The following is a 24,313-nucleotide window of genomic DNA, read 5'->3' as shown; positions in this document are numbered from 1 at the left end:
CGTCGGTGCCGACCGGCCCGTGCGTGGGCACAGGGGGTTCGCGGCTGCGGGGCGCACGGATGGGTCACGGAGGCGTCAGTGACGGCTCCACGTCGTCGGCCGGATCGGCGACGTCACCGGCACGCTCGGGGACCACCGGATGCGTGAGGAGGCCGTAGGCGTCCGGCCGCCGCGTGCGCAGGAACGGGAACAGCGTCAGCCAGTCCTGCCGCTGCTGGAGGTCCAGGTCGACCACGAGGACCGCGGACGCGTCCCTCGGCGCGCGGGCCAGCACGCGCCCGTACGGGTCGGACACGAACGAGGACCCGTAGAAGGTGATGAGGCCCTCCGCACCCCAGCGGTTCGGGACGACCATGAACAGGCCGTTCTCGATGCCGTGGCCCACGACCACCTGGCGCCAGAGCGGCTCCGTGTCGAAGCCCGGGTGGTCCGGCTCCGACCCGATCGCCGTGGGGTAGACCAGCAGGTCGGCGTCTGCCAGCGCGTACGCGCGCGCCACCTCGCCGAACCACTCGTCCCAGCACGTCGGCATCCCCAGCCGCGCGCCGGCCAGCAGGGGGTGCCCGTGGACGGGGAACGGGTCCGGGGCGGCCGGGCCCGGCCGGAAGTACGTGTCCTCGTGGTAGCCGGCCGTCACCGGGATGTGGAGCTTGCGGGTCCGCCCCACGACGCCCTCGGGACCGACGAGCACGGCGGTGTTGTAGCCGAGCCCGTCGGGCCCGTCCGGCGCGTCGGCCCGCTCGTAGAGGGACGCCTGGACCAGCACGCCGTGCTCGCGCGCGAGGCGGGTCGCGAGCGTGACCGTCGGTCCGCCGTCCAGGTCCTCGGCGGCGGCGCACGCGTCGGGACCCCCGCGCCGGTCGGCCGGGTATCGGGAGAGGGTCAGCTCGGCCAGGAAGACGACGACGGCACCCTCGCGCGCCGCCAGCGCGACGCCCTGCGCGAGCTCGTCCGCCAGCCGCTCGGGGTCGGCGTGCCAGCGGTGCTGCACCACGCCGACCCGCAGCACCGGACCTCGCGCGGGGCCGGTCCTGGCCGGGGACTGCGGTGGGTCGAACGCCGTCACGAGCTCCACGTGGCCTCCTCGTGCGCCGCCCCGGTGCGGAGCGACGCGGGTTGCTGCTGGGTGATGCAGTGGATGCCGCCGCCCCGGTCGAACAGGGGCCGCGCGTCCACCCGGACGACGTCGCGCCCGGGGTAGCTCTCCGCGAGGATCGCGGCGGCCTCGTCGTCGGCGGGGTCGTCGAAGGAGCAGGCCACGACGGCGCCGTTGAGCACGTAGTGGTTGACGTAGCTCCAGTCGACCCACCCGCTGCCGTCGCGGAGCGTGCGCGGCGCCGGGAGGTCGACGACCGGCAGCGGCCGGCCGAGGGCGTCGTCGGCCGCCTCCAGCGCCGCGCGCACCTCGCGGGTGACCGCATGGTCCGGGTGGGTCGGGTCGCGCTGGTCGTGCAGGAGCACCGGGCCGCCGGGGGTGGGTGCCGCGACGATGTCGACGTGACCGCGGGTGCCGTAGCGCTCGCTGTCACGGGTGAGCCCCCGGGGGAGCCACACGACGCGGCGAGCCCCGATGGTCCTGGCGAGCTCGGCCTCCACGTCCGCCCGGGACCAGCCGGGGTTCCGGGCGGGGTCGCGCTGGACGGTCTCCGTGAGGAGCACCGTCCCGCGTCCGTCGACGTGGAGGCCGCCGCCCTCGTTGACCAGCGTCGAGGTGATCCGCTCGACGCCGGCCAGGCCGGCGACCTCGGCGGCGACCCGGGAGTCGTGCTCCCACGACGCCCACTCCTGCTGCCCCCACCCGTTGAAGACCCAGGTGACCGCCGCCACCGCTCCGTCGGGTGCCCGGACGAACGTGGGGCCGATGTCGCGCATCCAGGCGTCGTCGAGCGGGAGGACGACGACGTCCACCGCGGTGGCGAGCATGGGCCGTGCCGTGCGCTCCTCGGACGCGGTCACCACCATCGTCACCGGCTCGTGCTCGACGACGGCGTTCGCGACAGCCGCCCAGGCGCGGCGCGCGGCGTCCGCCTCGGCGGCGCTGTCACCGAGCGTGTACCCGCCCGACGGCCACGCCATCCACGTCCGCTCGTGCGGCTCCCACTCGGCGGGCATGAGGAATACCGGGCCACCCGCAGACCTCACCGCCACCTCCGTCGCGCGACGGCCGACGGCGTCGCCGACCGGAGCCTCACGCTAGGCCGTCGTGCGGACACGGCGGAAGGGTCCGGCTCCGCGCAGGCCTGCGTGCTCTCAGGTTGCCCCGCGGACGGTCGGGCTCGCCGGCAGCACGCGCGAGCAGGGCGTCGCCCGCGTGGGCAGGCGCACGCCGTCGCTCGACGTCTCAGGGGCGGCCGGCCCGGCCGTAGGCGTTGCCGTGGCCGTTGCCGGCGGGGCTCCCCGCGACCTTGCCCCGCGGGTGAGGCTTCTTGTCGCCCGGGGCGGACGGCCCGGTCCGCTCCGGTCCCGCGTCCGTCCCGGGCGCGGCCGGGTCCTCGGGCGCCCCGGTGCCCTCGGCAGCACGCTCGGCGGCGCGCTCGGCCGCCCGCTCGGCTGCCCGCTGGGCGTTGCGCTCGTGCGCGCGCCGCCGGATCTCCTGCCCGTCCACCCCGCCGTCACGGGCGTCGGCCGCGACGGACTGCCCGAAGTCCGACGCCGCGGGCCGGTCCTTTGCGGGTGCGACGTCCTCGCCGTCGGTGAGGGCGTCCCCGTCACCACCCGCGCCCGCGTCGTCAGCCGCGTCCGCGTCGACCGGGTCACCGTCGACCGGGTCACCGCCGCCGGCCGGGTCACCGTCGACCGGGTCACCGCCGCCGGCCGGGTCACCGTCGACCGGGTCACCGCCGGCGCTCGACCCGTCGTCGGAGACGACCTGGTCCGGCACGACGACGTCCGCGACCGGCACGGCGCCCACGGCCCCGACGGCGACGCCCACAGCGAGCGTGGCCTTGGCCGGGAAGCTCAGCGCGGCGAGCTTCGCCACGACCGCGGCGATGACGGAGGCAGCCATGGGTGCTCCTCGGACGTGCCGCGAAGCGGCGATGGCCAGGACGCCCGACGTGGGGGTCCTGACCATCGTCCCGTCCCGGACGGGCGCCGGGTAGCGCCCGCGGGGGTGAAAGCGGCGTCGTGCCGTCGTCCCCTGCCGGGTACTCAGCGCCGGCGGGCGTCCAGCACCTCGGCGACCCGCACGGCGAGCGGCTCCGCGAGCAGGTCCTCGACGGGGAGCGGGAGGCTCAGGCACCAGTTCGGCCACTGCGTGACCGTGCCGGGCATGTTGGGCCGCTCCGCCACCCCTCCGGCGTCGTCGAGCGAGGCGAGGACCACGCGCGCCCGGCACTCGGAGAGCCGCGTGTACTGCGCGACCACGGCCTTCTCGATCTCGGGCCGGCCGATCGGCTGGTCCAGGTCGACCCGAGCCGTGGCGGCCAGCTCCCGGCGGACACCCTCGAGCTGCTCGAAGTTCGCGGCCTTGCCGATCCGTCGGAGGTCCTCGTTGTCCGACCCCGTCAGGGTGCCCGCGACCGTGGCCTGGTCGTGCGTCGACGACGCGCCCATGACGGCCTCGGGGAACTGGTCGACCGGCAGCCGCAGGGCGGCGCGGTAGCCGAGCATCCCGGACTCCTCCATCGTCTCCCGCACGCCGGCCGCGACGGTCCCCATGTCCTCACCGACGACCCACGCGCCGACCCGGCTCGCCTCGAGCCGCAGGATCGCGAGGAGCGCCTCCGTCGGGTAGTGGACGTAGACGCCGCCGGCGGGGTGGCCGCCCAGAGGCACCCAGTACAGCCGCCACAGCTGCATGACGTGGTCGATCCGGAGCGCGCGGGCGTGCCGGAGGGCAGCACGCATCATGCCGACGAAGGGGGCGAAGTCCGACGCGATGAGGGCGGCGGGGTTGATGGACGGCAGGCCCCACTTCTGGCCGTCGAGGTTGTGCCGGTCCGGCGGGCAGCCCACCTCGTAGTCGAACGACACCATCTCCTGGTGCATCCAGGCGTCGGCCGAGGAGGAGTCGAAGCCGACGGCGACGTCCGCGACGATGGTCGCCCCCGCCTGGCAGGCGGCGGCGAGCTGCACGTCGGCGACCCACTGCGCCCAGGCGAAGAACGCGACCCGGTCGGCGTTCTCCACCGCGAAGGCCTCGGCGCCGGCCGGCGTCCGGAAGCGCTCGGGCCAGGCCCTCCAGTGCGCGGTGCCGAAGCGCTCCGCGAGCGCCGACCACAGCGCGAAGCGACGCAGGTCCTCCCCACCCTCGGCGACGAAGACGTCGTGCTCGACGGGCAGGTGCCCCTTCGTGGCGGCCCAGACGCGCTCGAGCGCGGCGAGCTTCAGCTCCCAGACGGAGTCGCGGTAGATGCGCCGCTCGGTGTTGAGGGCCTTGCCGCGCACCGCGAGGTCGGACAGGTCCACCTCGCTGGCGCCGGGGACGTCGTCGATCGCGATGTGGAGCAGCTGCAGCCACTGCCGCGAGGCCGGCGAGTAGGGCGAGGCCTGCTGCGCGGGCACGGGGGCGGCCGCGTGGACCGGCGAGATGAGAACCGAGCCGGCGCCCGCCCGCGCGGCGGACCGGGCGACGAGCGCGAGGTCGCCGAAGTCGCCGATGCCCCAGGAGTCCCGGGACCGGGCGGCGTAGAGCTGGACGGCCCAGCCCCAGCCGCGCTCGGGCTGCGCGAAGCGCTCCGGTGCGCTGACGACGAGCCGTCGGCGGCCGTCCGGCTGCGCGAGGCGGTAGTAGCCGGCCTCGGGACCGACGCCGCCCGCGTCGCCGATGCGGTGGCCGTCGAGGGTCCAGAGCTCCCCGTCGAGCTCGTCGGAGGCGCGCCCCGGGGCGCACACGACCGGGGGGACGGGGTCGCCGTGGTCGGCGATCACCGACATCACGGCGGACCGGGTCCGCGGGTCCAGCTCCTGCACGGTCTCGTGTGCGTCGACGTACGACGCGGGGACGATCTCGGGGAGTGTCACGGTGGTGTCCATACCTGCACTCGTTCGCTCGGGGCCCGAGGGCCAGTGACGGCACAACGTCGGTGGGACGGGTGATGTTCCACCGGTCGTGCCCTGCTGCCCCTAGGGCTGTCGGGTCGATCTGTCGGGTGCTGCTGCTCGTTCGGTCGAGGTGGTGCTCGGGTCGTTCCTTGCAAGACTTTCAGAAACTTACTGCGGCGGGGCGCCCGATCCTAGGTCCCTCGACCCTCGACCCCCGAACGGCCCTGTGGTCCCCGCACCTCTCCGTCGAGCGGGACCGGGGGACGAGCCGCCGGGGACGCGGTCAGTGGTCGACCGGACGTCCCGATGATCGCATGCAAGCGCTTACATGGCGTGAGCGCAACCATCCCACGACTTGTGCCGGGCTCCTCGGGCTCCTCGGGGACCGCCCGACGCGTCCCGGCAGAGGTCCCGGAGTGTCCCTGTCCGCGTCTCACGGGGACGTCGGCCGGGACTAATCCACGGCCTCCGACGGTTCGGACCGGACGTGACCGCCTTCCTCGTCCAGCCCGAGCACGCCCTCGGCACCGTGCTGACCGCCGCAGCGGACGGCGGCGCCGCGGGGTCCCTCGGGAGCCAGGGGCTCGTGCTCCTCGCCGTGCTCGCCGCCGCGACCGTCACCGGCCTGCTCCTGCGCCGCAGTGACGGGCGCTTCCGCGCCGCCGAGCCGGGCGTCAGGGTGGGGGCCGACGAGCTCGGGCACGCCCTCGGCAGCCACCGCACCTTCCTCCAGCTCTCCGCCGCCACGTGCGCGACGTGCCCCCAGGTGGCGCGCGCGCTCGGCGCCGTCGCCGGCGACAGGGACGGCGTCGCGCACGTCGAGATCCGCGTCGAGGAGCACGACGCGCTCGTGCGGCGCCTCGGCGTCCTGCGCACCCCGACCGTCCTGCTGCTCGACGCGGACGGCATCGTGCTGTCGCGGACCTCCGGTCCGATGCGGCCGGACCAGGCCCGCGCCGCCCTCGACCACGACGACCTGGTCGCCGTCGCCCGCTGAGCACCACGGCGCAGGCGCGCCTGCAGACCGCGCGCCTGCACGACCGCATCCCTCTCCCAGCACCAACCCAGGAGCTCCCGTGACGTCACCCCGCACTCCCTCGCCGGCCCCGCCGCACGGCGCCGGGATCGACCCCCGTGGGCCGCGCTTCGGCGCGGCCGTGACCACCGTGCTGCTGGCCCTCACCGTGCTGCTCGGCGGGATGGCGGCGGGCACGGTCCTGCTCGCGGTGGTCGTCGCGCTCTTCGTCGTCGGCGTGGTGCGGGGCGTGCAGGGGTCCGTCCAGGGCGTCGCCTACCGCCGCTTCGTCCGCCCGCGTCTCGCGCCGCCGCAGCAGCTCGAGGACCCCGCGCCACCGCGGTTCGCGCAGCTCGTGGGCCTCGTCGTCACGGGGCTCGGCCTCGTGCTGGCGCTGGTGGGCGTGCCCGGCGCCGTGACGGTGGCCGCGGCGGTCGCGCTCGTCGCCGCCTTCCTCAACGCGGCTTTCGGCCTGTGCCTGGGCTGCGAGATGTACCTGCTCCTGCGCAGGCTGCGGCCGACGGCGGCCTGAAGGTCCTCAGCACTCGACGACGTTGACGGCGAGCCCGCCCTCGCTCGTCTCCTTGTACTTGCTCGACATGTCCTGTCCGGTCTGCCGCATCGTCTCCACGACGGTGTCGAGCGAGACGAGGTGCGTGCCGTCACCGTGCAGGGCCAGCAGCGCCGCGCTCACCGCGGTCGACGCCGCGATCGCGTTCCGCTCGATGCACGGGATCTGCACCAGACCGCCCACCGGGTCGCAGGTCAGCCCAAGGTGGTGCTCGATGGCGATCTCCGCGGCGTTCTCCACCTGGCGGGGCGTACCGCCGCGGACGGCGCACAGCGCACCCGCTGCCATGGCGCACGCCGAGCCCACCTCGGCCTGGCAGCCCCCCTCGGCGCCGGAGATGGAGGCGTTGCGCTTGAACAGCGAGCCGAGCGCCGCCGCGGTGAGCAGGAACCGGTGGACGCCCTCGCGCGACGCGCCCGGCACGAAACGCAGGTAGTGGTGCGCGACGGACGGCACGATCCCCGCCGCGCCGTTCGTCGGCGCGGTCACCACGCGGCCGCCGGAGGCGTTCTCCTCGTTGACCGCCAGCGCCCACGCGTGCAGCCACTCCGTCGACGTCCCGCCCTCGCCCCGGGCGTCGCGCTCCTCCAGGTGGGCCCGCACGGCCGCGGCACGCCGGGGCACGCGGAGCCCGCCGGGGAGCGTGCCCGTCGCCCGGAGGCCGCGGGACACGCACGTCGTCATGGCGTCCCACACGGCGTCCAGGCGCGCCTCGACCGCCTCGCGCCCGTGCAGCGCCTCCTCGTTGGCGCGCGCCACGCCGGCGATGTCGAGCCCCGTCGCGTCGCACGTCGCGAGCAGGTCGGCGGCCGTGTCGAAGGGGTACGGGACGGGCGGCGCCGCGTCGTCGCCGTCGGTCCTTGCGCCGTCGCGGACGACGAACCCCCCGCCGACCGAGTACCACGTCTCCTCCCGCAGGGGCAGCGGCTCGCCGTCCTGCCACGCCAGCAGGGTCAGGGCGTTGGGGTGTCCCGGCAGCCGGGTCCGGGGCGCGAGCGCGACGGCGTCCCGCGGGAAGACGATGGGGCGCTCCCCCGCGAGCAGCAGCCCGTCGTCGGCGGCGTGGCGGGGTGCCCGCGGTCCGGCCGGAGCTGCCGGTGCCACGTCGACCTGCGGCGCCCCCGGCGCGCCGTCAGCCTCGGCGGGCCGGCGCGACCACGCACCGCGCACGGCGTCCGGGTCGCAGGTGGCGGGGTCGAGGTCGGCCAGCCCGGCCACGACGGCGTCGGGCGTGCCGTGGCCGAGGCCGGTGGCCCCGAGCGACCCGTAGAGGACGCACGTGACACGGTCGACCTGGTCGAGCAGCCCGTCGTCGCGCAGGCGTCGGGCGAAGGCGCGGGCCGCGCGCATGGGTCCCACCGTGTGGGAGGACGACGGACCCACCCCGATGGAGAACAGGTCGAACAGCGAGACGTAGGCGGTCGTCGTCCGCCGGGCCTGGTCGGCGCCCCTCATCGTGCCCCTTCGCGCGTGGTGGTGGTCCGCCCACGCTAGCCGTGACCGACCACGGCCGCCCGCCGCTGAGCGGCACCCCGCGGCGATTTGGAGGTAAGGCATGCCTCACCTAGTCTCGATCCGGCCGTCCGCACCGGGCGACCGGCACGACGAGGTGCACCTCCCCCAGCCGACGACCGTCCGGTCCAGACCACCCAGGAGCACGCGTGCGCCGTTCGCGACTCGCCCTCCCGACCGCCCTCCTCGCCGTCACCGCGACGCTCGCGGCCTGCGGCTCCGACGCCGGTGCGCCCGAGGCCACCGGGGACGCGCAGGACGCCGACGGCGCGCTCGTCATCTACTCCGGGCGCAACGAGAACCTCGTCGAGCCGGTCCTGGACCGTCTCGAGGAGGCCGTGGGCGTGCCCGTCGAGGTCCGCTACGCCGGGACGAGCGAGCTCGCGGCCCAGCTGCTCGAGGAGGGCGAGGCGACCGACGCCGACGTCTTCTTCGGCCAGGACGCCGGCGCCCTGGGTGCGCTGGCCAATGCGGGCATGCTCGCCGAGCTCGACCAGGAGGTCCTCGACCTCGTCGACGAGGCGTACCGGGACGCCGAGGGCCGCTGGGTGGCGACGTCGGGCCGTGCCCGCGTCCTCGCGTACGACCCGGAGCAGGTGCCCGAGATCGAGTCGATCACGGGCATCGACCAGCTCCTCGAGCCCGAGTGGGCGGGGAAGATCGGCTACGCGCCCAGCAACGCGAGCTTCCACGCGTTCGTCACCGCGCTGCGCGTGGCGCGCGGCGACGACGGCGCCCGGGAGTGGCTCGAGGCGTTCGCGGCGAACGACCCGCAGGCGTACGAGAACAACAACGCGGTCCTCGACGCCGTGGACGCCGGGCAGGTCGCCCTGGGCCTGATCAACCACTACTACTGGTACCAGCGCACCGCGGAGGTCGGCGAGGAGGGCGTGAACGCGCGGATCCACTTCCTCGACAGCGACGACCCGGGGGCGCTCATCAACGTCGCGGGCGCCGGCATCGTCGAGGGCACCGACCAGCCGGAGGCCGCCGCCGAGGCGATCGCCTTCCTCCTGTCCGACGAGACGCAGCAGTACTTCGCGGACGAGACCGCGGAGTACCCCGTCGTCGAGGGCGTCGAGTCGACCACCTTCGACCTCCCGCCGCTGTCGGAGCTGCAGGGCCAGCAGATCGACCTCAACGACCTCGAGTCCCTCGACGAGACCCTCGCGCTGCTCGACGAGGTGGGACTCACCTGAGCCTGACGACGCCGCGAGGGCGGCCGGTCCGGGAACGCCCGCCGGCCGTCCTCGTCGTCCCCGCGACGGCCGCGGCGCTCGTCGCGCTGCTCCCGCTGGCCTACCTCGTGGTCCGGGCCGGGGAGAGCGGTCTCGGCGCCGCCTGGGAGATCGTCGTCCGTGAGCGGACGGTCCGGCTGGTGCTGCGCAGCCTGGGGCTCACCGCCGCGGTGACGGGTGTGTGCCTGGTCGTCGGCGTCGGCCTGGCCTGGCTCACCGCGCGCACGGACCTGCCTGGCCGGCGGACGTGGGGCGTCGTCGCCGCGCTGCCGCTGGCGGTGCCGAGCTACGTCGCCGCGTACGCGTGGATCTCGACGTTCCCGGAGCTCGCCGGCTTCTGGGGAACGCTCCTGGTGCTATCGGCGTGCACGTACCCGTACGTCTTCCTCCCCGTCGTGGCCGCGCTGCGCCGAGCGGACCCGAGCCTGGAGGAGGTCTCCCGCTCCCTGGGCCGCAGCAGCCTCGCGACGTTCCTCCGGGTCACCGTGCCGCAGATCCGGCCGGCCGCGGCGGCCGGCGGGCTGCTGGTGGCGCTGTACGTCCTGTCGGACTTCGGCGCGCCGTCGCTGCTGCGCTACGACGTCTTCACGCGCGTCATCCACGCGTCGTACCGCTCCAGCTTCGACCGCACGCCGGCGGCGGTCCTCTCGATCATCCTGGTCGTGCTGACGATCGCCATCACGGTCGCCGAGACGCGCAGCCGCGGCCGTGCCGGCCAGGCCCGCGTCGGGTCGGGCGTCGCGCGGGCGGCGGCGCCCGTGGCACTCGGCCGGTGGGCGCCTGTCGGCGTCCTCGCCTGCGCCGCGGTCGCCGGCGTCGCTCTCGCGTTCCCGGCGGGGAGCCTGGCGTACTGGCTGGTCGTCGGGTCCTCGGCCCGGCTCGACGTCGGCCGGCTCACGGACGCGGCCGGGGCGACCGTCGGCGTGGCGGTCCTCGGCGCCCTCGTCACCACGCTGCTCGCGGTCCCGGTGGGCATCCTGGCGGCACGGTTCGCCGGACGGTCGGTCCGCGTCCTGGAGCACGCCACCTACGCGGGCCACGCCCTGCCGGGCGTCGTCGTCGCCCTCGCGCTGGTCTTCCTGGGGGTCCGGTACCTCCAGCCGCTGTACCAGGAGGTGCCCCTGCTGGTCCTGGGGTACGCCGTGCTGTTCCTCCCCGCCGCGGTCGGTGCGGTCCGCGCGAGCGTCGCGCAGAGCCCCCGCCGGCTGGAGGAGGTGTCGCGCTCCCTGGGGTTCGGGCCGTGGGCCACCCTGAGACGCGTCACGGTCCCGCTCGCCGGTCCGGGAATCGCGACGGGTGCCGCGCTCGTTCTCCTGACAGCGATGAAGGAGCTGCCCGCGACACTGCTGCTGCGACCGACCGGCATGGACACCCTGGCCACCCGGCTGTGGACCGAGACCGGATCCGGTGCCTACGCTGCGGCTGCCCCGTACGCGGCGGCGCTCGTCCTGCTCGCGATCGTCCCGACGGTCCTGCTCACGCGGGTCCAGACACGGACGGTGAACCGCACGACGACCGCGGACGGGACGTCGCGGACGGGGGACGCCGCGACCGAGGCGGTCCTCGGACCGGCTCGACCGGCCGTCGGTCGACCAGCAGGACCTCCGGGTCCTGACCGTCCGGAGGGAGTGAGGCTGCGATGAGCCCCCTGCAGGTCCGTGGGGTCACGAAGGCGTTCGGCGAGCAGCCGGTGCTGCGCGGCGTCGACCTCGAGGTCCCCTCCGGGCGCCTCGCCGCCGTCCTCGGCCCGTCAGGGTGCGGCAAGACGACGCTGCTGCGCGTCATCGCGGGCTTCGAGCGGGCCGACGACGGCTCCGTCGTCCTCGCCGGCCGGACGGTCACCGGGGCGGGGACGCACCTGGCGCCCGAGAAGCGTCGCGTCGCCGTCGTGCCCCAGGAGGGCGCCCTCTTCCCGCACCTCACGGTGGCCCAGAACGTCGCGTTCGGCCTGCGCGGTGGACGGGGTGCGCGACGCACCAGCAGCGCCCGCGTCACCGAGCTGCTCGAGCTCGTGGGTCTGCGGGGCTACGAGCGGCGCATGCCCGCTCAGCTGTCCGGCGGGCAGCAGCAACGCGTCGCCGTCGCGCGGGCGCTCGCACCCCGGCCCGACGTCGTCCTGCTCGACGAGCCGTTCTCCGCGCTCGACGCGGCCCTGCGGGCGAGCGTCCGGGCGGACGTGCGCGCCGCCCTGCACGCGGCCGGGGCCACGGCGGTCCTGGTCACGCACGACCAGGAGGAGGCGCTGTCCACCGCGGACGTCGTCGCGGTGATGCGCGACGGCGTCGTCGTGCAGGCGGGCACGCCCAAGGAGGTGTACCGCTTCCCGCGGGACGTGGAGGTCGCGCGGTTCGTCGGCGAGGCCGTCGTCATCCCTGCGACCGTGCGCGACGGGGTCGTCTGGACCCCGCTGGGCCACCTGCCGCTCGCCCAGGCCGCGGCCGACGGCGTGGGCCGCGCCGTGCTGCGACCCGAGCAGGTGCACCTGGTCCCCGAGGGCGAGGGCCTCACGGCGCGCGTCGTCGACCGGTACTTCTACGGGCACGACGCGAGCGTCGCGCTCGAGGTCCGATGCCCCGGCGACGTGCTCCTGCCGGTCCTGTGCCGCACGCAGGGCGAGATGCCCGAGGGGGACACCGTCGGCGTCCGCATCGCGGGGCCTGTCACCTGGTTCCCGGGCGCCGCCTGACCGAGGACCTCTCCGGCCGCTGCTCGGGGAGCTGCTCCGGCTCGTGGCCTGAGCGCGCGCCGGCGCGGAGCGGACCGTCAGTAGCCGCGGAGTCGCTCGATCTCGCGGCGGTCGCGCTTGGTGGGCCGGCCCGCGCCCCGCTCGCGTCGCGGCAGCAGCGCGATCTCCTCGCGCGGCGGCTCCGGTGGGGTGTTGTCGACGTAGCACTCGACGGCGACCGCGGCGCCGACCCGCTTCACGAGGGTGCGGCGCACCTCGACGAGCCGTTCCCGACCGGCCACGCGGATGCGGACCTCGTCACCGGGCCCCACGGGGGTCGCGGGCTTGGCCCGGTCACCGTTGACGCGCACGTGACCGGCGCGGCAGGCGGCACCGGCGGCGGACCGGGTCGGGAACAGACGCACCGCCCACGCCCACGCGTCGACGCGGACACGCGGCTGGGGGGTGACGGCAGCCGCGGGGACCTGCGACTCCGCCATCGACCCTCCCGACGTCACGCACGCTGACCTGCCCACCCAGGGTAGGCGGACCGGGGAGTCCCCGCCGCTGTCGGCCGGTGCCCTCGACCGTGTCCTGGGCGGGTCAGCGACCGGACCGCAGCCCGCCCTCGGCGGTGGTCACCATGCGGCTGCGCGGGTCGTCGCGTCCGCCGAGCCCCGGGTGGTCGTCCTCGCCGCCGTCCGTCGCGTTCCACGCACTGACCACCGTCCAGGCCACTGCGGCCAGCGGCACGGCCAGCAGCGCCCCGACGATGCCGGAGAGGATCGTCCCCGCGGTCAGAGCCAGCAGCACCGCGAGCGGGTGCAGGTGCAGTGCCCGTCCCAGCACGACGGGCTCGAGGAAGTTCCCCTCGATCTGGTTCACGGCGACGACGACGCCCAGGACGATGAGCGCGGTCACGGGGCCGTCGGAGACGAGGGCGACGAGTGCCGCGAACGTCCCGGCCAGCGTCGCTCCGAGGATCGGGATGAAGGCACCGAGGAAGACGAGCACGGCGAGCGGCAGGGCCAGCGGGATCCCGAGGAGGAAGAGCGCGAGGCCGATGAAGAAGGCGTCGACGAAGGCGATGATCGTGATGCCTCGGACGTAACCACCCAGCACGTCGACGGCGCTCACACCGATCCGGTCGGCCCGCCGGCGGACGTCCGGCTCCAAGGGTCGAAGGAAGAACTGCCAGATGCGCCGGTGGTCGCGCAGCAGGAAGAACAGCACCACGAGGGCCAGCACCGTCCCGGTGACGACCTCCGCGGCGGCCGTCGCGCCGGCCACCGCCCCGCTCTGGACGGCGTCGCTCGCGGCGAGCTCGCCGAGCTGCTCCCGCGCGGCGGTGATCTGCTGGTCGTCCAGCTGCAGCGGACCCTCCGTCAACCACCGCTGGAGCTCATCGAAGCCCTCCATCGCGCGGGTGCGGAGCTCGCCCCACTCGTTGCGGACGGCGCGGCCGACGAACCACAGCACGAGCGCCAGTGCCCCCACGCCGACGACCATCGCGATCGCTGTCGCGACGGTGTTGTGCACGCCGCGCCCACGCAGCCACCGCACGACGGGCGCCACCGCCGCCGCGATGATCGTCGCGATGAGCAGGGGGATGACCAGGAGCGAGACCTGACGGAGCCCCCACACCGTCACGGACACGAGGAGGAGCACCAGGAGCAGCTGACCGGAACGCAGGGCGGTCCGGCCGAGCAGGTCCTCCCACGGCGACCGACGCCGGCGCTCCGGCCCGGTCACCCGCGCGGACGCGGACGCCGACGTCGCGGACGGGTCGTGGGTCACGGTGGTACCCGCCGGGCGGGGGGACGCCCCCGTCGCGGGGGCTGCGGGCCGGCGCCCTCCGGACGACGTCGAGCGCTTGAGCCAGGAGATCATGTGACGACCCTAGGCAGCGCCCGACGATCCGGCTCCCCGAGCCCGCGCGCCGCCGAGGACGACGACGGCATCGCCCACGGTGGGGGACGCCGCCGTCGTCGTCGGCCACGGTGGGGGACGCCGCCGTCGTCGTCCCGCGGCCCGGCCGCCTCAGCGGCGGTGCTGCAGGTAGTACTCGATGAGGCCCCGCGTGGAGGGGTCCTGCTCGTCGAGGGCCGCGGCGTCGCCGGCCACGGCGGGCGCGACCTGGGTCGCGAGCACCTTGCCGAGCTCGACGCCCCACTGGTCGAAGGAGTCGATGCCCCAGACGACGCCCTGGACGAAGGTGATGTGCTCGTACAGCGCGATGAGCTGTCCCACGACCGACGGCGTGAGCGCCGGCGCGAGGATCGACGTCGTCGGCCGGTTGCCCGTGAACACCCGCGCCGGGACGATCTCCTCCGCGGTGCCGTCGGCACGGACCTCGTCGGCGGTCTTGCCGAAGGCGAGCGCCTTGGTCTGCGCGAAGTAGTTCGCCAGGAAGAGGGCGTGGACGTCGGTGTCCCCGTCGCGCAACGGGTGGGCCGGGTTCGCGACGGCGATGAAGTCCGCCGGGACGAGCCGCGTGCCCTGGTGGATGAGCTGGTAGAACGCGTGCTGGCCGTTCGTGCCCGGCTCCCCCCAGAAGACCTCGCCGGTCTGCGTGGTGACGGGCGTGCCGTCCCAGCGCACCGACTTGCCGTTGGACTCCATGGTGAGCTGCTGCAGGTAGGCGGGGAACCGGTGCAGGTGTTGCGCGTACGGCAGGACGGCGTGCGTGTGGGCGTCGAAGAAGTTGACGTACCAGACGTTGAGCAGGCCCATCAGCGCCGGGACGTTCTGCTCGAAGGGAGCGGTCCGGAAGTGCTCGTCGACGGCGTGGAAGCCGGCGAGGAAGTCGCGGAACGCGTCCGGCCCGATCGCCACCGCGAGCGCGGTGCCGATGACCGAGTCCACGGAGTAGCGCCCGCCGACCCAGTCCCAGAACCCGAAGGCGTTGGCCGGGTCGATCCCGAAGGCCGCGACCTTGTCCAACGCGGTGGACACGGCGACGAAGTGCTGGGCGACGGCCGCCTTCCGGGACTCCTCGGACCCGTCGATGGCCCCCGAGGCCTGCAGGTTCTCCCACAGCCAGTCCCGCGCCAGGCGTGCGTTAGTGAGCGTCTCGAGGGTGCCGAACGTCTTGGACGCGACGATGAAGAGCGTCGTGGTCGGGTCGAGGCCGCCGACCGTCTCGGCGACGTCGGTCGGGTCGATGTTGGAGACGAAGCGCAGCTCGAGGCCGTCCTTCACGTACGGCTGCAGCGCCTCGTAGACCATGACGGGCCCGAGGTCGGAGCCGCCGATGCCGATGTTGACGACGGTCCTGATCCGCTCGCCCGTCACGCCCGTCCACTCCCCGGAGCGCACGCGCTCCGCGAACGAGGACATCTTCGCCAGCTCGGCCTGCACGTCGGCGTCGACGTCCTGGCCGTCGACGACGAGACGAGGCTCCGTCCCGGCCGGCCGGCGCAGCGCGGTGTGCAGGACGGCCCGGTTCTCCGTGACGTTGATGCGGTCGCCACGGAACATCGCGTCGATCCGGTCACGGAGGCCCACCTCGTCCGCGAGCTGCGCCAGCAGCCCCAGCGTCTCGTCCGTGACGAGGTTCTTCGAGAGGTCGACGTGCAGGTCGGCGACGGTCCGGGTGAGCCGGGCGGCGCGGTCCGGGTCGGCGGCGAACCACCCGCGCAGGTCGGGGTCGAGGCCGGACTTGTGGGCGTCGAGCGCCGTCCATGCCTGGGTGGAGGTCGGGTCGATGGGAGGTGTCGTCACAGTGCCGACCCTACTGAGGGGCGATCGGGTAGGAGTAGGCCCGTCGGGGCGCGAGGACGGGGCCGGTGCCGAGGAGCCCCTGCCTCAGGGCAGCAGCTCGAAGCGCACGACGCGCTGCACCGGGTCGGCCTCGACGAGGCGGGCGCGCACCGTCGCCCCTGGCTGGAGGCCCGCCCCGGTGACCCGTGCCAGCACGGGCGGAGCGACGACCTGCAGGAGCGCGCCCGCGCCGTCGTCGTCGACGTCCACGACGACCCCCTCGAGCTCCTCCCCGACCCGACCTGCCAGCAGCGCGGCCTCGGCGGCGTCGACCGCCGCCCGCTCGAGGGCACCCGCGAGGCGGTCGGAGGCGGCCATGAGCGCGGGCAGCGTGGGCAGCGCCTCGCGCACCCAGGCGGGCACCTCCGTCCCGCGGCACAGCGCCTCGCACGTGACGAGGCCGAACCGGTCGACCAGACGACGCAGCGGTGCGGTGACGTGGGCGTACGGCGCGCCGACGGCAGCCTGCTCCCGGACCTCCGGCAGCACGCCGTCGTCGAACGGCGTGTACGCCGCGCCGCGGAACAGCACCGTGGACTCGTGCAGCAGCGCCAGCTGTCGGGGGTCGGCCGGGTCGAGGCCGCGGAGCACCTCCCCGTAGGGGGTTCCCTCGGGCCAGGCGACACCCAGCGCCAGGGCCTGGCGGCGGAACCGGGTGACCGTCCGCGCGTCGGGCGCCGGCATCGTCCGGAGGATCCCGACACCGCCGTCGAGCATCATCGCCGCTGCGGCCATCCCGGTCATGAGGGAGATCTGGGCGTTCCAGTCCTCGCTCGGGACCGGTGGACGCAGCCGCAGCTCGTAGCCGTCGGGGTGCTCGACGACCTCCTGGTCGGGAAGCGGCAGGGTCGCGCCGCCGCGCTCGCGCTCGAGCGCCGCGCGCAGCTCACCCACCTCCTTGAGGAGCCGCAGCACGTCCGGGGCCGTCCCGTCGTCGACCTCGCGCTGCACCTGCTCGTAGTCGTAGCGGGTGCGGCTGCGGACGAGCGCCCGCTCGACCTGGGCCGTCGTCGTGCGGCCCTCGGCATCGAGGTCCAGCACCCAGACGAAGGCCGGTGCGGTGTTGTCGGGCAGGAGGCTCGCTGCCCCCTCGCTGATGGCGGGCGGGTGCAGCGGCACGCGACCGTCGGGGCTGTACAGCGTCTGGCCGCGGCGGCGGGCCTCCGCGTCGACCGGGGACCCGTGCGGGACGAAGGCGGGGACGTCGGCGATGGCGTAGTGGACGCGGAAGCCGCCGTCCCGGCGCGCGAGGTGCAGCGCCTGGTCGAGGTCGGTCGAGCCCGGCGGGTCGATCGTGAGGAACGGGATGTCCGTCCAGTCGGTGGTGGGCAGCGCCGGGTCCGCGACGGACCGCTCGGCGGCGGCCAGCACGTCGGGCGGGAAGCGCTCCGGCAGCGCGAGCTCCTCCCGGATGCGAGCGAGGATCGCCTCGAGCTGCGGGCCGTCGACGACGGCGCTGCGCCGGTCCTCCCGGATCTCCCCCGCGGCGGCGAGGTCTGCCAGGCGACGGTCGTCCCGGGAACGGCGGATCCGGGTGGGCATGACGAGCTCCTCGATGTCGCGGCGGCGCGGTCGGGCGTCGGTCCGGCGGCGGCGCCGTCGTGATGGCCACCTTAGGGAGGAAGGGCGGTGGTCGCCCCCCGTGCTCCGGCGGTCCCGCACCCGGGGGCGGCCCCACGCCGCGCGGACCGCGGTGGGCGTGCCTAGCGTGAGCGGCATGGGCGGCACGGTGCGGGTCGGCATCTCCGGCTGGCGCTACGCGCCCTGGCGGGGGGTGTTCTACCCGCCGGGCCTGGCTCAGCGCCGGGAGCTCGAGCATGCCTCGACGCTGCTCTCCACGGTGGAGATCAACGGGTCCTTCTACGCGCTCCAGCGGCCGGCGAGCTACGCGGCGTGGGCTGCCACCGCACCGGAGGACTTCGTGTTCTCGGTCAAGGGTGGACGGTTCATCACGCACATGCTCAAGCTCACGCGACCGGAGACGGCGCTGGCGAACTTCTTCGCGTCGGGCGTCCTCGCCCTCGGGCCGAAGCTCGGGCCCTTCCTGTGGCAGCTGCCGCCCGTGCTCCGCTTCGACGCCGACCGCCTCGACGCCTTCTTCCGCGCCCTGCCCCGGACGACGACGGCGGCAGCGGCGCTCGCCGAGCAGCACGACGACCGCATGGAGGGCCGGTCGTTGACGACGACGGACGAGCACCGTCCGCTGCGCCACGTCATGGAGGTGCGCCACGCGAGCTTCGCCACCGCCGAGGCCGTCGACCTGCTGCGGCGGCACGACATCGGGCTCGTCGTCGCGGACACCGCGGGGAAGTGGCCGCTGTTGGAGGACGTGACCAGCGACCTGGTCTACGTACGGCTGCACGGCGCCGAGGAGCTCTACGTCAGCGGCTACGACGACGCGTCGCTCACACGGTGGGCGGACAAGATCCGCCGGTGGTCCGGTGCGGGACTGGACGTGTTCGTGTACTTCGACAACGACGTCAAGGTGCACGCGCCGTTCGACGCCCAGCGGCTCGCTGCTCTGCTTGGTGTCGGCCCGGGGACGACCCATCGGCCCGCTCCGCCCGCCGGTCCGGGGCGTCCCGCCGCACTTGTCACGCGGGGTGAGGCGACGGAGCCCGTGACGTCCTCCGCCGGGCGACAGGCTGACAGTGGGTGACCTGGCTGACGGTGGGCGGCGTGGCTGACCGCGCACGCACCCGGCCGGCGTCCCCGAACCGTCGGACGCGGGCGGCACGGGTGCCGATCGTCCGAGTGCCGAGCACCGGGTCCTGACGGCGGCGGCCTGGCCGCACCTCGGGGTGTGCTGAAGCGCGGGCGGGCCGTGATGCACGCCATCGGCCGACGTTCTCAGAACGGTGGGTCGCCCCGCGATGTCTCGTCTCCGCGGCCGGTGTCGGTTTCGGGCATGCCGTGGTCGCTGGTGCCGGGTCGGCTGCGCGTCTCGGCTTCGGGCGACTGGGCGCTCTGGGTGTCGGGTGGGGTGCCCCCTGCAGCGGCGGACGGGGCAGCTCCCTTCGTGGCGGCCGGGTCACGGTGCCTCTCGTCCTTGTCCGGTGGTGGTTCCGGTTCGCTCGGTCCGGTATCGCTCCGTGCGGTGTGGGTCGGTCTCGTCGCGCTCCGTGCGCTCTGGCTCGGTCCCGTCTCGCTCGGTGCGCTCTGGCTCGGTCGGTTCTGGTCGGGTCGGACCTCGCTCGGTGCGGGGACGGGGTTGCGGGTGTACGGCTTACCGGTCGGTGAGGTCCACGTCGTGACTCCGGTCGCGGGGTCGCGGTGGGGTGTCCATCCGGCGTGGGTCTTGAGCTGGTGGTGGTGGCGGCACAGGGCGGCGAGGTTGGACCGTCGGGTCTGCCCGGCCGCGTCGCGGGTGTCGTCGAAGGCGATGGTGTGGTCCAGGTCGCAGGTGTGGGCGGGGGTGCGGCAGCCGGGGAAGGTGCAGGTGACGTCGCGGGCGATGATCGCCTCACGCAGGGCGTCCGGGGGGCGGTAGCGGCTGCCGGGTTGCTCCAGGGCCTCCCCGGTGGCGGGGTCGGTGCGTTGGAAGTGCCACGTCGCCTCCGCGGCCAGCTGGCGGGCCAGGGAGGGCAGGACCGGCCCGTACCGGCCCAGCCACGCCGGGGTCCAGGTCGCCCCGGCCAGCGCGTCCGCGGTGACGGTGATCGCGAGCTTGACCGGGCGGCGCCGGCGCCGCCGTGAGGACCGCACACCGGCACCGCCGCCCGCGCCCGCGCTGTCGCGTGCGTCGGCGCCCGGGCCGCCGCGGCCGGTGAGCAGCGCGCCCAGGTCGTCGGTCGTGCCGTCCAGGACCGAACCCAGGACGTCGACGAGAGCGTCCGCGCGGCGCGCGTCCACACCACGGGGGTCCTCCGGGGCGGCGGTGGTGGCGACGGTGTCCAGGGCGTGCATGACCCGCACCGCGTCCCCCGCCGGCAGGTACGCCCGCAGGGTCGCCATGCAGTCCGCCGCGGGTTCGAGCACCACGCACCGGTCCCGTCGGGCTTGGTGGTGGCGGTGCTCGGCGGCGTCGGGGTCCACCTGCAGCACCAGCCGCCGGGCGGCGGCACCGACCTGGGGTGCGGTCAGCTCGTGCGCCCGGTCCAGCACCTCGGTGTGCACCGCCCGGGCCTCCTGGCCGGTCAGGGACCCGGTCTCGCGCAGCAGCACGTCGGCCTTGCGCACCGACACCACCCCGTGCGCCAACGCGTCGTGGACCTCCGGGGCGTGACCCAGCTCCACGGCCCGGTCCAGCAGGACCTGCGCGGCCCGACCGGACGCGGCCAACGTGCCGGCGACCTCGTCCCGCAGGCCCTTGACCGCCCACGTGGACCCCACCGCCCGGCGGTGCAGCTCCTGCAGCACCCTGGCCTGACCGGCCACCACCCACGCACCCAGCCGCTCCCACGCCCCGACCACCTCCAGCAGGTCCTGGCTCGGGGCGTCGGCGACCGCGACCTCCTGCACCATCCCCGCCAGCCCCGGACCCGGGACCGCAGCGGCGAACCTCGCCGCGTGGGGGTGGTTCAACGCCCACCGCACCGCCACGTCCTGCGCCGGGATCGACCGGCCCGCCCGCGACCGCGCAAACGCCAGCGCCGCGGCGACGTCATCCTCCGCCGACCGCTCCACCACCACACCCTCGAACATGTGTACGACACTAGAACGAGGCACCGACACGCACCGGACACGACAGCCCGGCTGTGGACGACATGGCTCCCGGAGCCGGACAGCTCGAAGTCGCCACGTGCCGGCGGTGGCTGGCGAGGCTGTCAGCGCCGCATCGCGCCCAGCCGCCGCACCCCTTCGACGAGCACGTCCTCCTGCTTGACGAACGTGAACCGCACACCGGACCTGAACTCCTCCGCGGCGGCCGTCCCCTCGCGGCAGAACGCGCTCACCGGCACACCGACCACGCCGGCGAGCTCGGGCAGGCGCGCGCACAGCTCGGCTCCGTCCTCGAACCCGAGCGCGCGGCCGTCCGCGACCACGAAGTACGTCCCCTGCGGCACTACGACGTCGAACCCCGCGGCCTCCAGGCCTTCGCAGAGCAGGTCCCGACGCCTCTCGAGCGAGGCGACGAGCTCCGCCAGCCACGCCCGCGTCCGTCCGCCGTCGTCCGTGAGCGCCTCGGCGACCGCGTGCTGGAACGGCCCGCTGCCCACGTACGTGAGGTACTGCTTGACGGCACGCACGGCGTCGACGAGGTCGGCCGGCCCCGTGACCCACCCGACCTTCCAGCCGGTGAAGGACAGCGTCTTCCCCGCCGACGACACCGTGAGCGTCCGCTCCGACATCCCGGGCAGCGTCGCGATCGGGACGTGGCGCGCCCGGTCGTACACCAGGTGCTCGTACACCTCGTCGGTGACGACGACGACGTCGTGCTGACGGGCGGCGGCCGCCACGACCTCGAGCTCGGCCCGGTCGAGCACCGCCCCCGTCGGGTTGTGGGGGGTGTTGAGCAGGATGACGCGGGTCCGCGGACCGACGGCCGCACGGAACGCCGCGACGTCGAGGCGGTAGCCGCCGTCGTCGGCACGCAGGGGGACCGTCACGTGGGTGGCGCCGGCCGCCGCGACGACCGCCGCATAGCTGTCGTAGTACGGCTCGACGGTCACGACCTCGTCCCCCGGCCCGGCCAGCGCGAGCACCGCCGCCGCGAGCGCCTCCGTGGCCCCGACGGTCACGAGCACCTCGGACTCGGGGTCGACGTCGAGCGAGTACTGCCGCCGCTGGTGCTCGGCGATCGCGTGCCGGAGCGCCGGCACACCCGGCCCGGGCGGGTACTGGTTGTGCCCCGCACGGATCGCCGCGACCGCCGCCTCGGCGACGTGCGCGGGACCGTCGACGTCGGGGAACCCCTGACCCAGGTTGATCGCGCCGGTCCGCGTCGCGAGCGCCGACATCTCCGCGAACACCGTCGCCCGCACCGTGCCGTCGGGTGCGACCAGGCCGGCCGCTCGCACGACGTCGTTCCAGCGGCCGGGCACGTGAGGAGCCATCGCCCCAGGTTAGGGCCGGGCCTGCGCCGGTGCGCCCGCGCCCTGCATCGCCACCTCGCCTGGCGTCCCGACGGCCCGCACCCCGACCTCGCCCGGGACCTTGACGGCCTGCTCCGCGTCCTCGACGGGCGCATGCTCCCGTGCCGGCGCGACGTCCGCCACCGGCAGAGGCTCCCCCTCACCGGCCGTCACCGCCGCGGCTCGCACCTGGGCCACCTGCGTCCCGACGTGCTCGAGCTGCTCGTGCGCGTCGCGCCGGTACGCGGGCGTCCCGAACGTCAGCACCAGCTGCGCGACGACCATGCTCGCGAGCATCACACCGGTCATCGCCAGGGCGTCGCCGCCCAGGAGCCCGACGAGCGGGCTCACCACCCCGGCCAGGCCGGCCTGGAAGAAGCCGATGAACGCCGCAGCCGTCCCCGCGCGGTCCCCGTGGCGCGACAGCGCGAGGGCCGACGCGTTGGCCATGACGAACCCGAGCACCGCCGTCGAGAACCAGATCGCGACCACGAGGCCTGGCAAGCCACCGATCCCGGTCGCGCCCTGCACTGCCAGCAGCACGGTGAAGGCGAGGGTGACCGGCAGGCCGACCCGCAGCAGCGTCAGCGGGCCGAAGCGGCGTACCAGCGCGGCGTTGACCTGCGAGCCTGTGACGAGCGACGTCCCCCCGAGCGCGAAGACGTACGCGAACTGCTGGGCGCTGAGCCCGTACTGCTCCTGGAACACGAACGACGAGCCGGCGACGTAGCTGATGATGAGCGCCATCGCCATGCCGGGGATGACGGCGAGCGCGACGAAGCGTCCGTCGTGGAGCAGGGCGGTGTAGCCGCGGAAGGACGCCGCGATGCCGTGGGCGGCGCGGCGGTGCGGCGGGAGGGTCTCCGGCAGGAAGAGGGCGACGACGGCGACGAGCAGCGCCGCGAAGATCGCGAGGGTCACGAAGACCGCCCGCCACCCCCACGCCTCGGCGATGACGCTGCCGGCCGTCGGGGCGAGGAGGGGCGCCGCAGCGATGACCAGCATGAGGCGGGAGATGATCCGGGCGGCCTCCGCGCCGGTGTACCGGTCGCGGATGACGGCCATGGCGACGACGGTGGCGCCCGCGCTCACCAGGCCCTGCAGCACACGCAGCGTCGCGAGCTGCTCGATGGTGGTGGCCACCACGCACAGCAGCGAGATCACGACGTGCAGCGAGACGCCGATGAGCACCGGCAGACGGCGGCCGACCCGGTCCGAGAACGGCCCGACGAGGAGCTGGCCGAGCGCCCCCCCGATGAGCATCCCCGTGATGGTGAACTGGGCCGCGGCGGGCGTCGTCGACAGGTCGGCCGCGACGTCGGGCAGCGACGGCAGGTACATGTCGGTCGTCACGGCGGGCAGCAGGGTCAGCGATCCCACGAGCAGGACGAACCAGAACGTCCGCTCCGACGGGGCGGTCCGCGCGGGCGGCGAGGTCGACCGGAGAGCGGTCCGGTCGGGTGAGGTCACAGGCACTGCTCGATTGTGACACCGAATCGTTTCGATCCGCGCGTCGGCGGACAGTCTTCCACCCCTCGGACGCGGTCTCCGCATCGACACGGCAGGCCGGCTGCGGTGGACGGCGCTCGCCCGTGGCCAGCGTCGTGGGCCGATGTCGGTGCCCGGCGGCATGCTGGTCCCATGTGCGGCCGCTACGCCTCGTTCCGGGACGCCCTGGACCTCGCCGACGCCTTCGACGTGGCACCGGAGGCGGTCGCCGACGACGCCCGCGCGCTCCCACCCTCGTGGAACCTCGCCCCGACGGACCCGGTGCGCGTGGTGGTCGAGCGCGAGAAGCGGCCGACCGCGGACGCTGCGCCACCGCAGACCGGCGGCGAGGTGCCCGACGACGACGGAGCCCGCGGCGACGCAGCCGACGAGGACGCGCCCGACCGGGACACGCCCGTCGAGCGGTCGCTGCGGGTGGTGCGGTGGGGCCTCGTCCCGGGCTGGGCGAAGGACCCGAGCGTCGGCAACCGCATGATCAACGCGCGGGTCGAGTCCCTCGTCGAGAAGCCGGCCTTCCGCAAGGCCGTCGCCGCGCGCCGCTGCCTCGTGCCCGCGGAGGGCTACTTCGAGTGGCAGGCGCCGCCCGAGGGCTCCCCGAAGCGAACCCCGAAGCAGCCGTTCTGGATCCACTCCCCCGACGGCGCCCCGCTGGCCTTCGCCGGCCTGTACGAGTTCTGGCGGGACCGCTCCCTGCCCGACGACGACCCGAACCGCTGGCTCGTCACCATGACCATCGTCACCGGCGGCGCGCCGACGAACGACCCGCACCTGTCGAGCATCCACGACCGGCGGCCGGTGATCCTGCCGCCCGAGGCCTGGGACGCGTGGCTGGACCCGCACCAGCAGGACGGCGCGGCGGCCGTCGCGCTCCTCCGCACCCAGGCGCCCTCTCTGGTCGCGACACCCGTCTCGACCGCGGTGAACCGCGTGGGCACGAACGGTCCCGAGCTCATCGAGCCGGTCGAGCCCGACGCACCCGTGCCCGACGCATCCGTGCCGGACGCACGGTCGCCCAGCGGGCCGCGACGAGCGTGATCGCGC

Annotated in this window: 19 protein-coding genes; 7 read left to right on the top strand and 12 right to left on the bottom strand. The window is 74.9% G+C overall.

All coding sequences use genetic code 11. The features are described 5' to 3' along the window. Positions 1-64: 64 nt before the first annotated feature. The 4 genes from LG379_RS07090 to malQ form a co-directional block, all read right to left on the bottom strand. A complete protein-coding gene (locus LG379_RS07090) occupies positions 65-1,075 on the bottom strand; it encodes a nitrilase-related carbon-nitrogen hydrolase (protein WP_225753899.1) in 1,011 nt (336 codons plus the stop codon). Beyond that, the gene (locus LG379_RS07085; RefSeq protein ID WP_225753898.1) at positions 1,063-2,112 is read right to left on the bottom strand and encodes an agmatine/peptidylarginine deiminase; all 1,050 of its coding nucleotides are present in this window, start codon (positions 2,110-2,112) and stop codon (positions 1,063-1,065) included. Before LG379_RS07085 ends, LG379_RS07090 begins: the two co-directional genes overlap by 13 nt. 229 nt (positions 2,113-2,341) lie before the next feature. Continuing rightward, the gene (locus LG379_RS07080) at positions 2,342-3,007 is read right to left on the bottom strand and encodes a hypothetical protein (RefSeq protein ID WP_225753897.1); all 666 of its coding nucleotides are present in this window, start codon (positions 3,005-3,007) and stop codon (positions 2,342-2,344) included. A gap of 143 nt (positions 3,008-3,150) precedes the next feature. After that, positions 3,151-4,977, bottom strand: coding sequence for a 4-alpha-glucanotransferase (malQ, locus tag LG379_RS07075; protein WP_225753896.1), 1,827 nt, complete (start codon positions 4,975-4,977; stop codon positions 3,151-3,153). A gap of 496 nt (positions 4,978-5,473) precedes the next feature. Between malQ and LG379_RS07070 the strand changes: the two genes are divergently transcribed. Continuing rightward, positions 5,474-5,983 (top strand): thioredoxin family protein, encoded by a 510-nt coding sequence (locus LG379_RS07070; protein ID WP_225753895.1) that lies wholly within the window; start codon positions 5,474-5,476, stop codon positions 5,981-5,983. Positions 5,984-6,062: 79 nt separating this feature from the next. Continuing rightward, positions 6,063-6,533 (top strand): DUF4395 domain-containing protein, encoded by a 471-nt coding sequence (locus LG379_RS07065; protein ID WP_225753894.1) that lies wholly within the window; start codon positions 6,063-6,065, stop codon positions 6,531-6,533. A 6-nt stretch (positions 6,534-6,539) separates the two neighbouring features. Here the strand turns inward: LG379_RS07065 and LG379_RS07060 are convergent, their stop codons facing one another. Continuing rightward, positions 6,540-8,027, bottom strand: coding sequence for an L-serine ammonia-lyase (locus tag LG379_RS07060; protein WP_225753893.1), 1,488 nt, complete (start codon positions 8,025-8,027; stop codon positions 6,540-6,542). 206 nt (positions 8,028-8,233) lie between these two features. On the opposite strand from LG379_RS07060, the gene LG379_RS07055 reads away from it, so the two are divergent. The 3 genes from LG379_RS07055 to LG379_RS07045 all read left to right on the top strand — a co-directional run bounded on the left by LG379_RS07055 (position 8,234) and on the right by LG379_RS07045 (position 12,008). Continuing rightward, positions 8,234-9,283 carry an extracellular solute-binding protein gene (locus tag LG379_RS07055; RefSeq protein ID WP_225753892.1) on the top strand — a complete coding sequence of 350 codons (1,050 nt, stop codon included), beginning with the start codon at positions 8,234-8,236 and terminating at the stop codon, positions 9,281-9,283. A gap of 107 nt (positions 9,284-9,390) precedes the next feature. After that, the gene (locus tag LG379_RS07050; RefSeq protein ID WP_225753891.1) at positions 9,391-10,965 is read left to right on the top strand and encodes an iron ABC transporter permease; all 1,575 of its coding nucleotides are present in this window, start codon (positions 9,391-9,393) and stop codon (positions 10,963-10,965) included. Then, the gene (locus LG379_RS07045) at positions 10,962-12,008 is read left to right on the top strand and encodes an ABC transporter ATP-binding protein (protein ID WP_225753890.1); all 1,047 of its coding nucleotides are present in this window, start codon (positions 10,962-10,964) and stop codon (positions 12,006-12,008) included. The genes LG379_RS07050 and LG379_RS07045 overlap by 4 nt, the downstream gene beginning before the upstream one ends. 77 nt (positions 12,009-12,085) lie before the next feature. Here the strand turns inward: LG379_RS07045 and LG379_RS07040 are convergent, their stop codons facing one another. The 4 genes from LG379_RS07040 to LG379_RS07025 all read right to left on the bottom strand — a co-directional run bounded on the left by LG379_RS07040 (position 12,086) and on the right by LG379_RS07025 (position 17,291). Beyond that, positions 12,086-12,487, bottom strand: a complete 402-nt coding sequence (locus LG379_RS07040; protein WP_225753889.1) for an RNA-binding S4 domain-containing protein — start codon at positions 12,485-12,487, stop codon at positions 12,086-12,088. Between the two features lie 103 nt (positions 12,488-12,590). Next, complete coding sequence (locus LG379_RS07035) at positions 12,591-13,877, bottom strand: AI-2E family transporter (protein ID WP_225753888.1); 1,287 nt, start codon at positions 13,875-13,877, stop codon at positions 12,591-12,593. Between the two features lie 150 nt (positions 13,878-14,027). Beyond that, positions 14,028-15,710: a glucose-6-phosphate isomerase gene (gene pgi, locus LG379_RS07030; RefSeq protein ID WP_225753887.1), complete on the bottom strand. Its 1,683-nt coding sequence runs from the start codon at positions 15,708-15,710 to the stop codon at positions 14,028-14,030. Between the two features lie 84 nt (positions 15,711-15,794). Next, positions 15,795-17,291, bottom strand: a complete 1,497-nt coding sequence (locus LG379_RS07025; RefSeq protein ID WP_225753886.1) for an RNB domain-containing ribonuclease — start codon at positions 17,289-17,291, stop codon at positions 15,795-15,797. A 175-nt stretch (positions 17,292-17,466) separates the two neighbouring features. Here LG379_RS07025 and LG379_RS07020 point away from each other — a divergent pair, with 175 nt between their 5' ends. Continuing rightward, positions 17,467-18,408, top strand: coding sequence for a DUF72 domain-containing protein (locus LG379_RS07020; RefSeq protein ID WP_225753885.1), 942 nt, complete (start codon positions 17,467-17,469; stop codon positions 18,406-18,408). A 191-nt stretch (positions 18,409-18,599) separates the two neighbouring features. Here LG379_RS07020 and LG379_RS07015 read toward each other — a convergent pair whose 3' ends face one another. From LG379_RS07015 to LG379_RS07005, 3 genes are all read right to left on the bottom strand, one after another. Next, positions 18,600-20,393 carry an HNH endonuclease signature motif containing protein gene (locus LG379_RS07015; protein ID WP_225753884.1) on the bottom strand — a complete coding sequence of 598 codons (1,794 nt, stop codon included), beginning with the start codon at positions 20,391-20,393 and terminating at the stop codon, positions 18,600-18,602. 122 nt (positions 20,394-20,515) lie between these two features. Next, the gene (locus LG379_RS07010) at positions 20,516-21,745 is read right to left on the bottom strand and encodes a pyridoxal phosphate-dependent aminotransferase (RefSeq protein ID WP_225753883.1); all 1,230 of its coding nucleotides are present in this window, start codon (positions 21,743-21,745) and stop codon (positions 20,516-20,518) included. Between the two features lie 9 nt (positions 21,746-21,754). Continuing rightward, entirely contained in the window at positions 21,755-23,233 is a 1,479-nt protein-coding gene (locus LG379_RS07005; protein ID WP_225753882.1) for a multidrug effflux MFS transporter, read from the bottom strand. 171 nt (positions 23,234-23,404) lie between these two features. On the opposite strand from LG379_RS07005, the gene LG379_RS07000 reads away from it, so the two are divergent. After that, entirely contained in the window at positions 23,405-24,307 is a 903-nt protein-coding gene (locus tag LG379_RS07000; protein WP_225753881.1) for an SOS response-associated peptidase, read from the top strand. Positions 24,308-24,313 lie beyond the last annotated feature (6 nt).

It is taken from the genome of Actinotalea sp. Marseille-Q4924, assembly GCF_916618755.1.
Classification (GTDB): domain Bacteria; phylum Actinomycetota; class Actinomycetes; order Actinomycetales; family Cellulomonadaceae; genus Actinotalea.
Note: the sequence above shows the minus strand (reverse complement) of the source record. Positions and strands in the feature narration are given on the sequence as shown.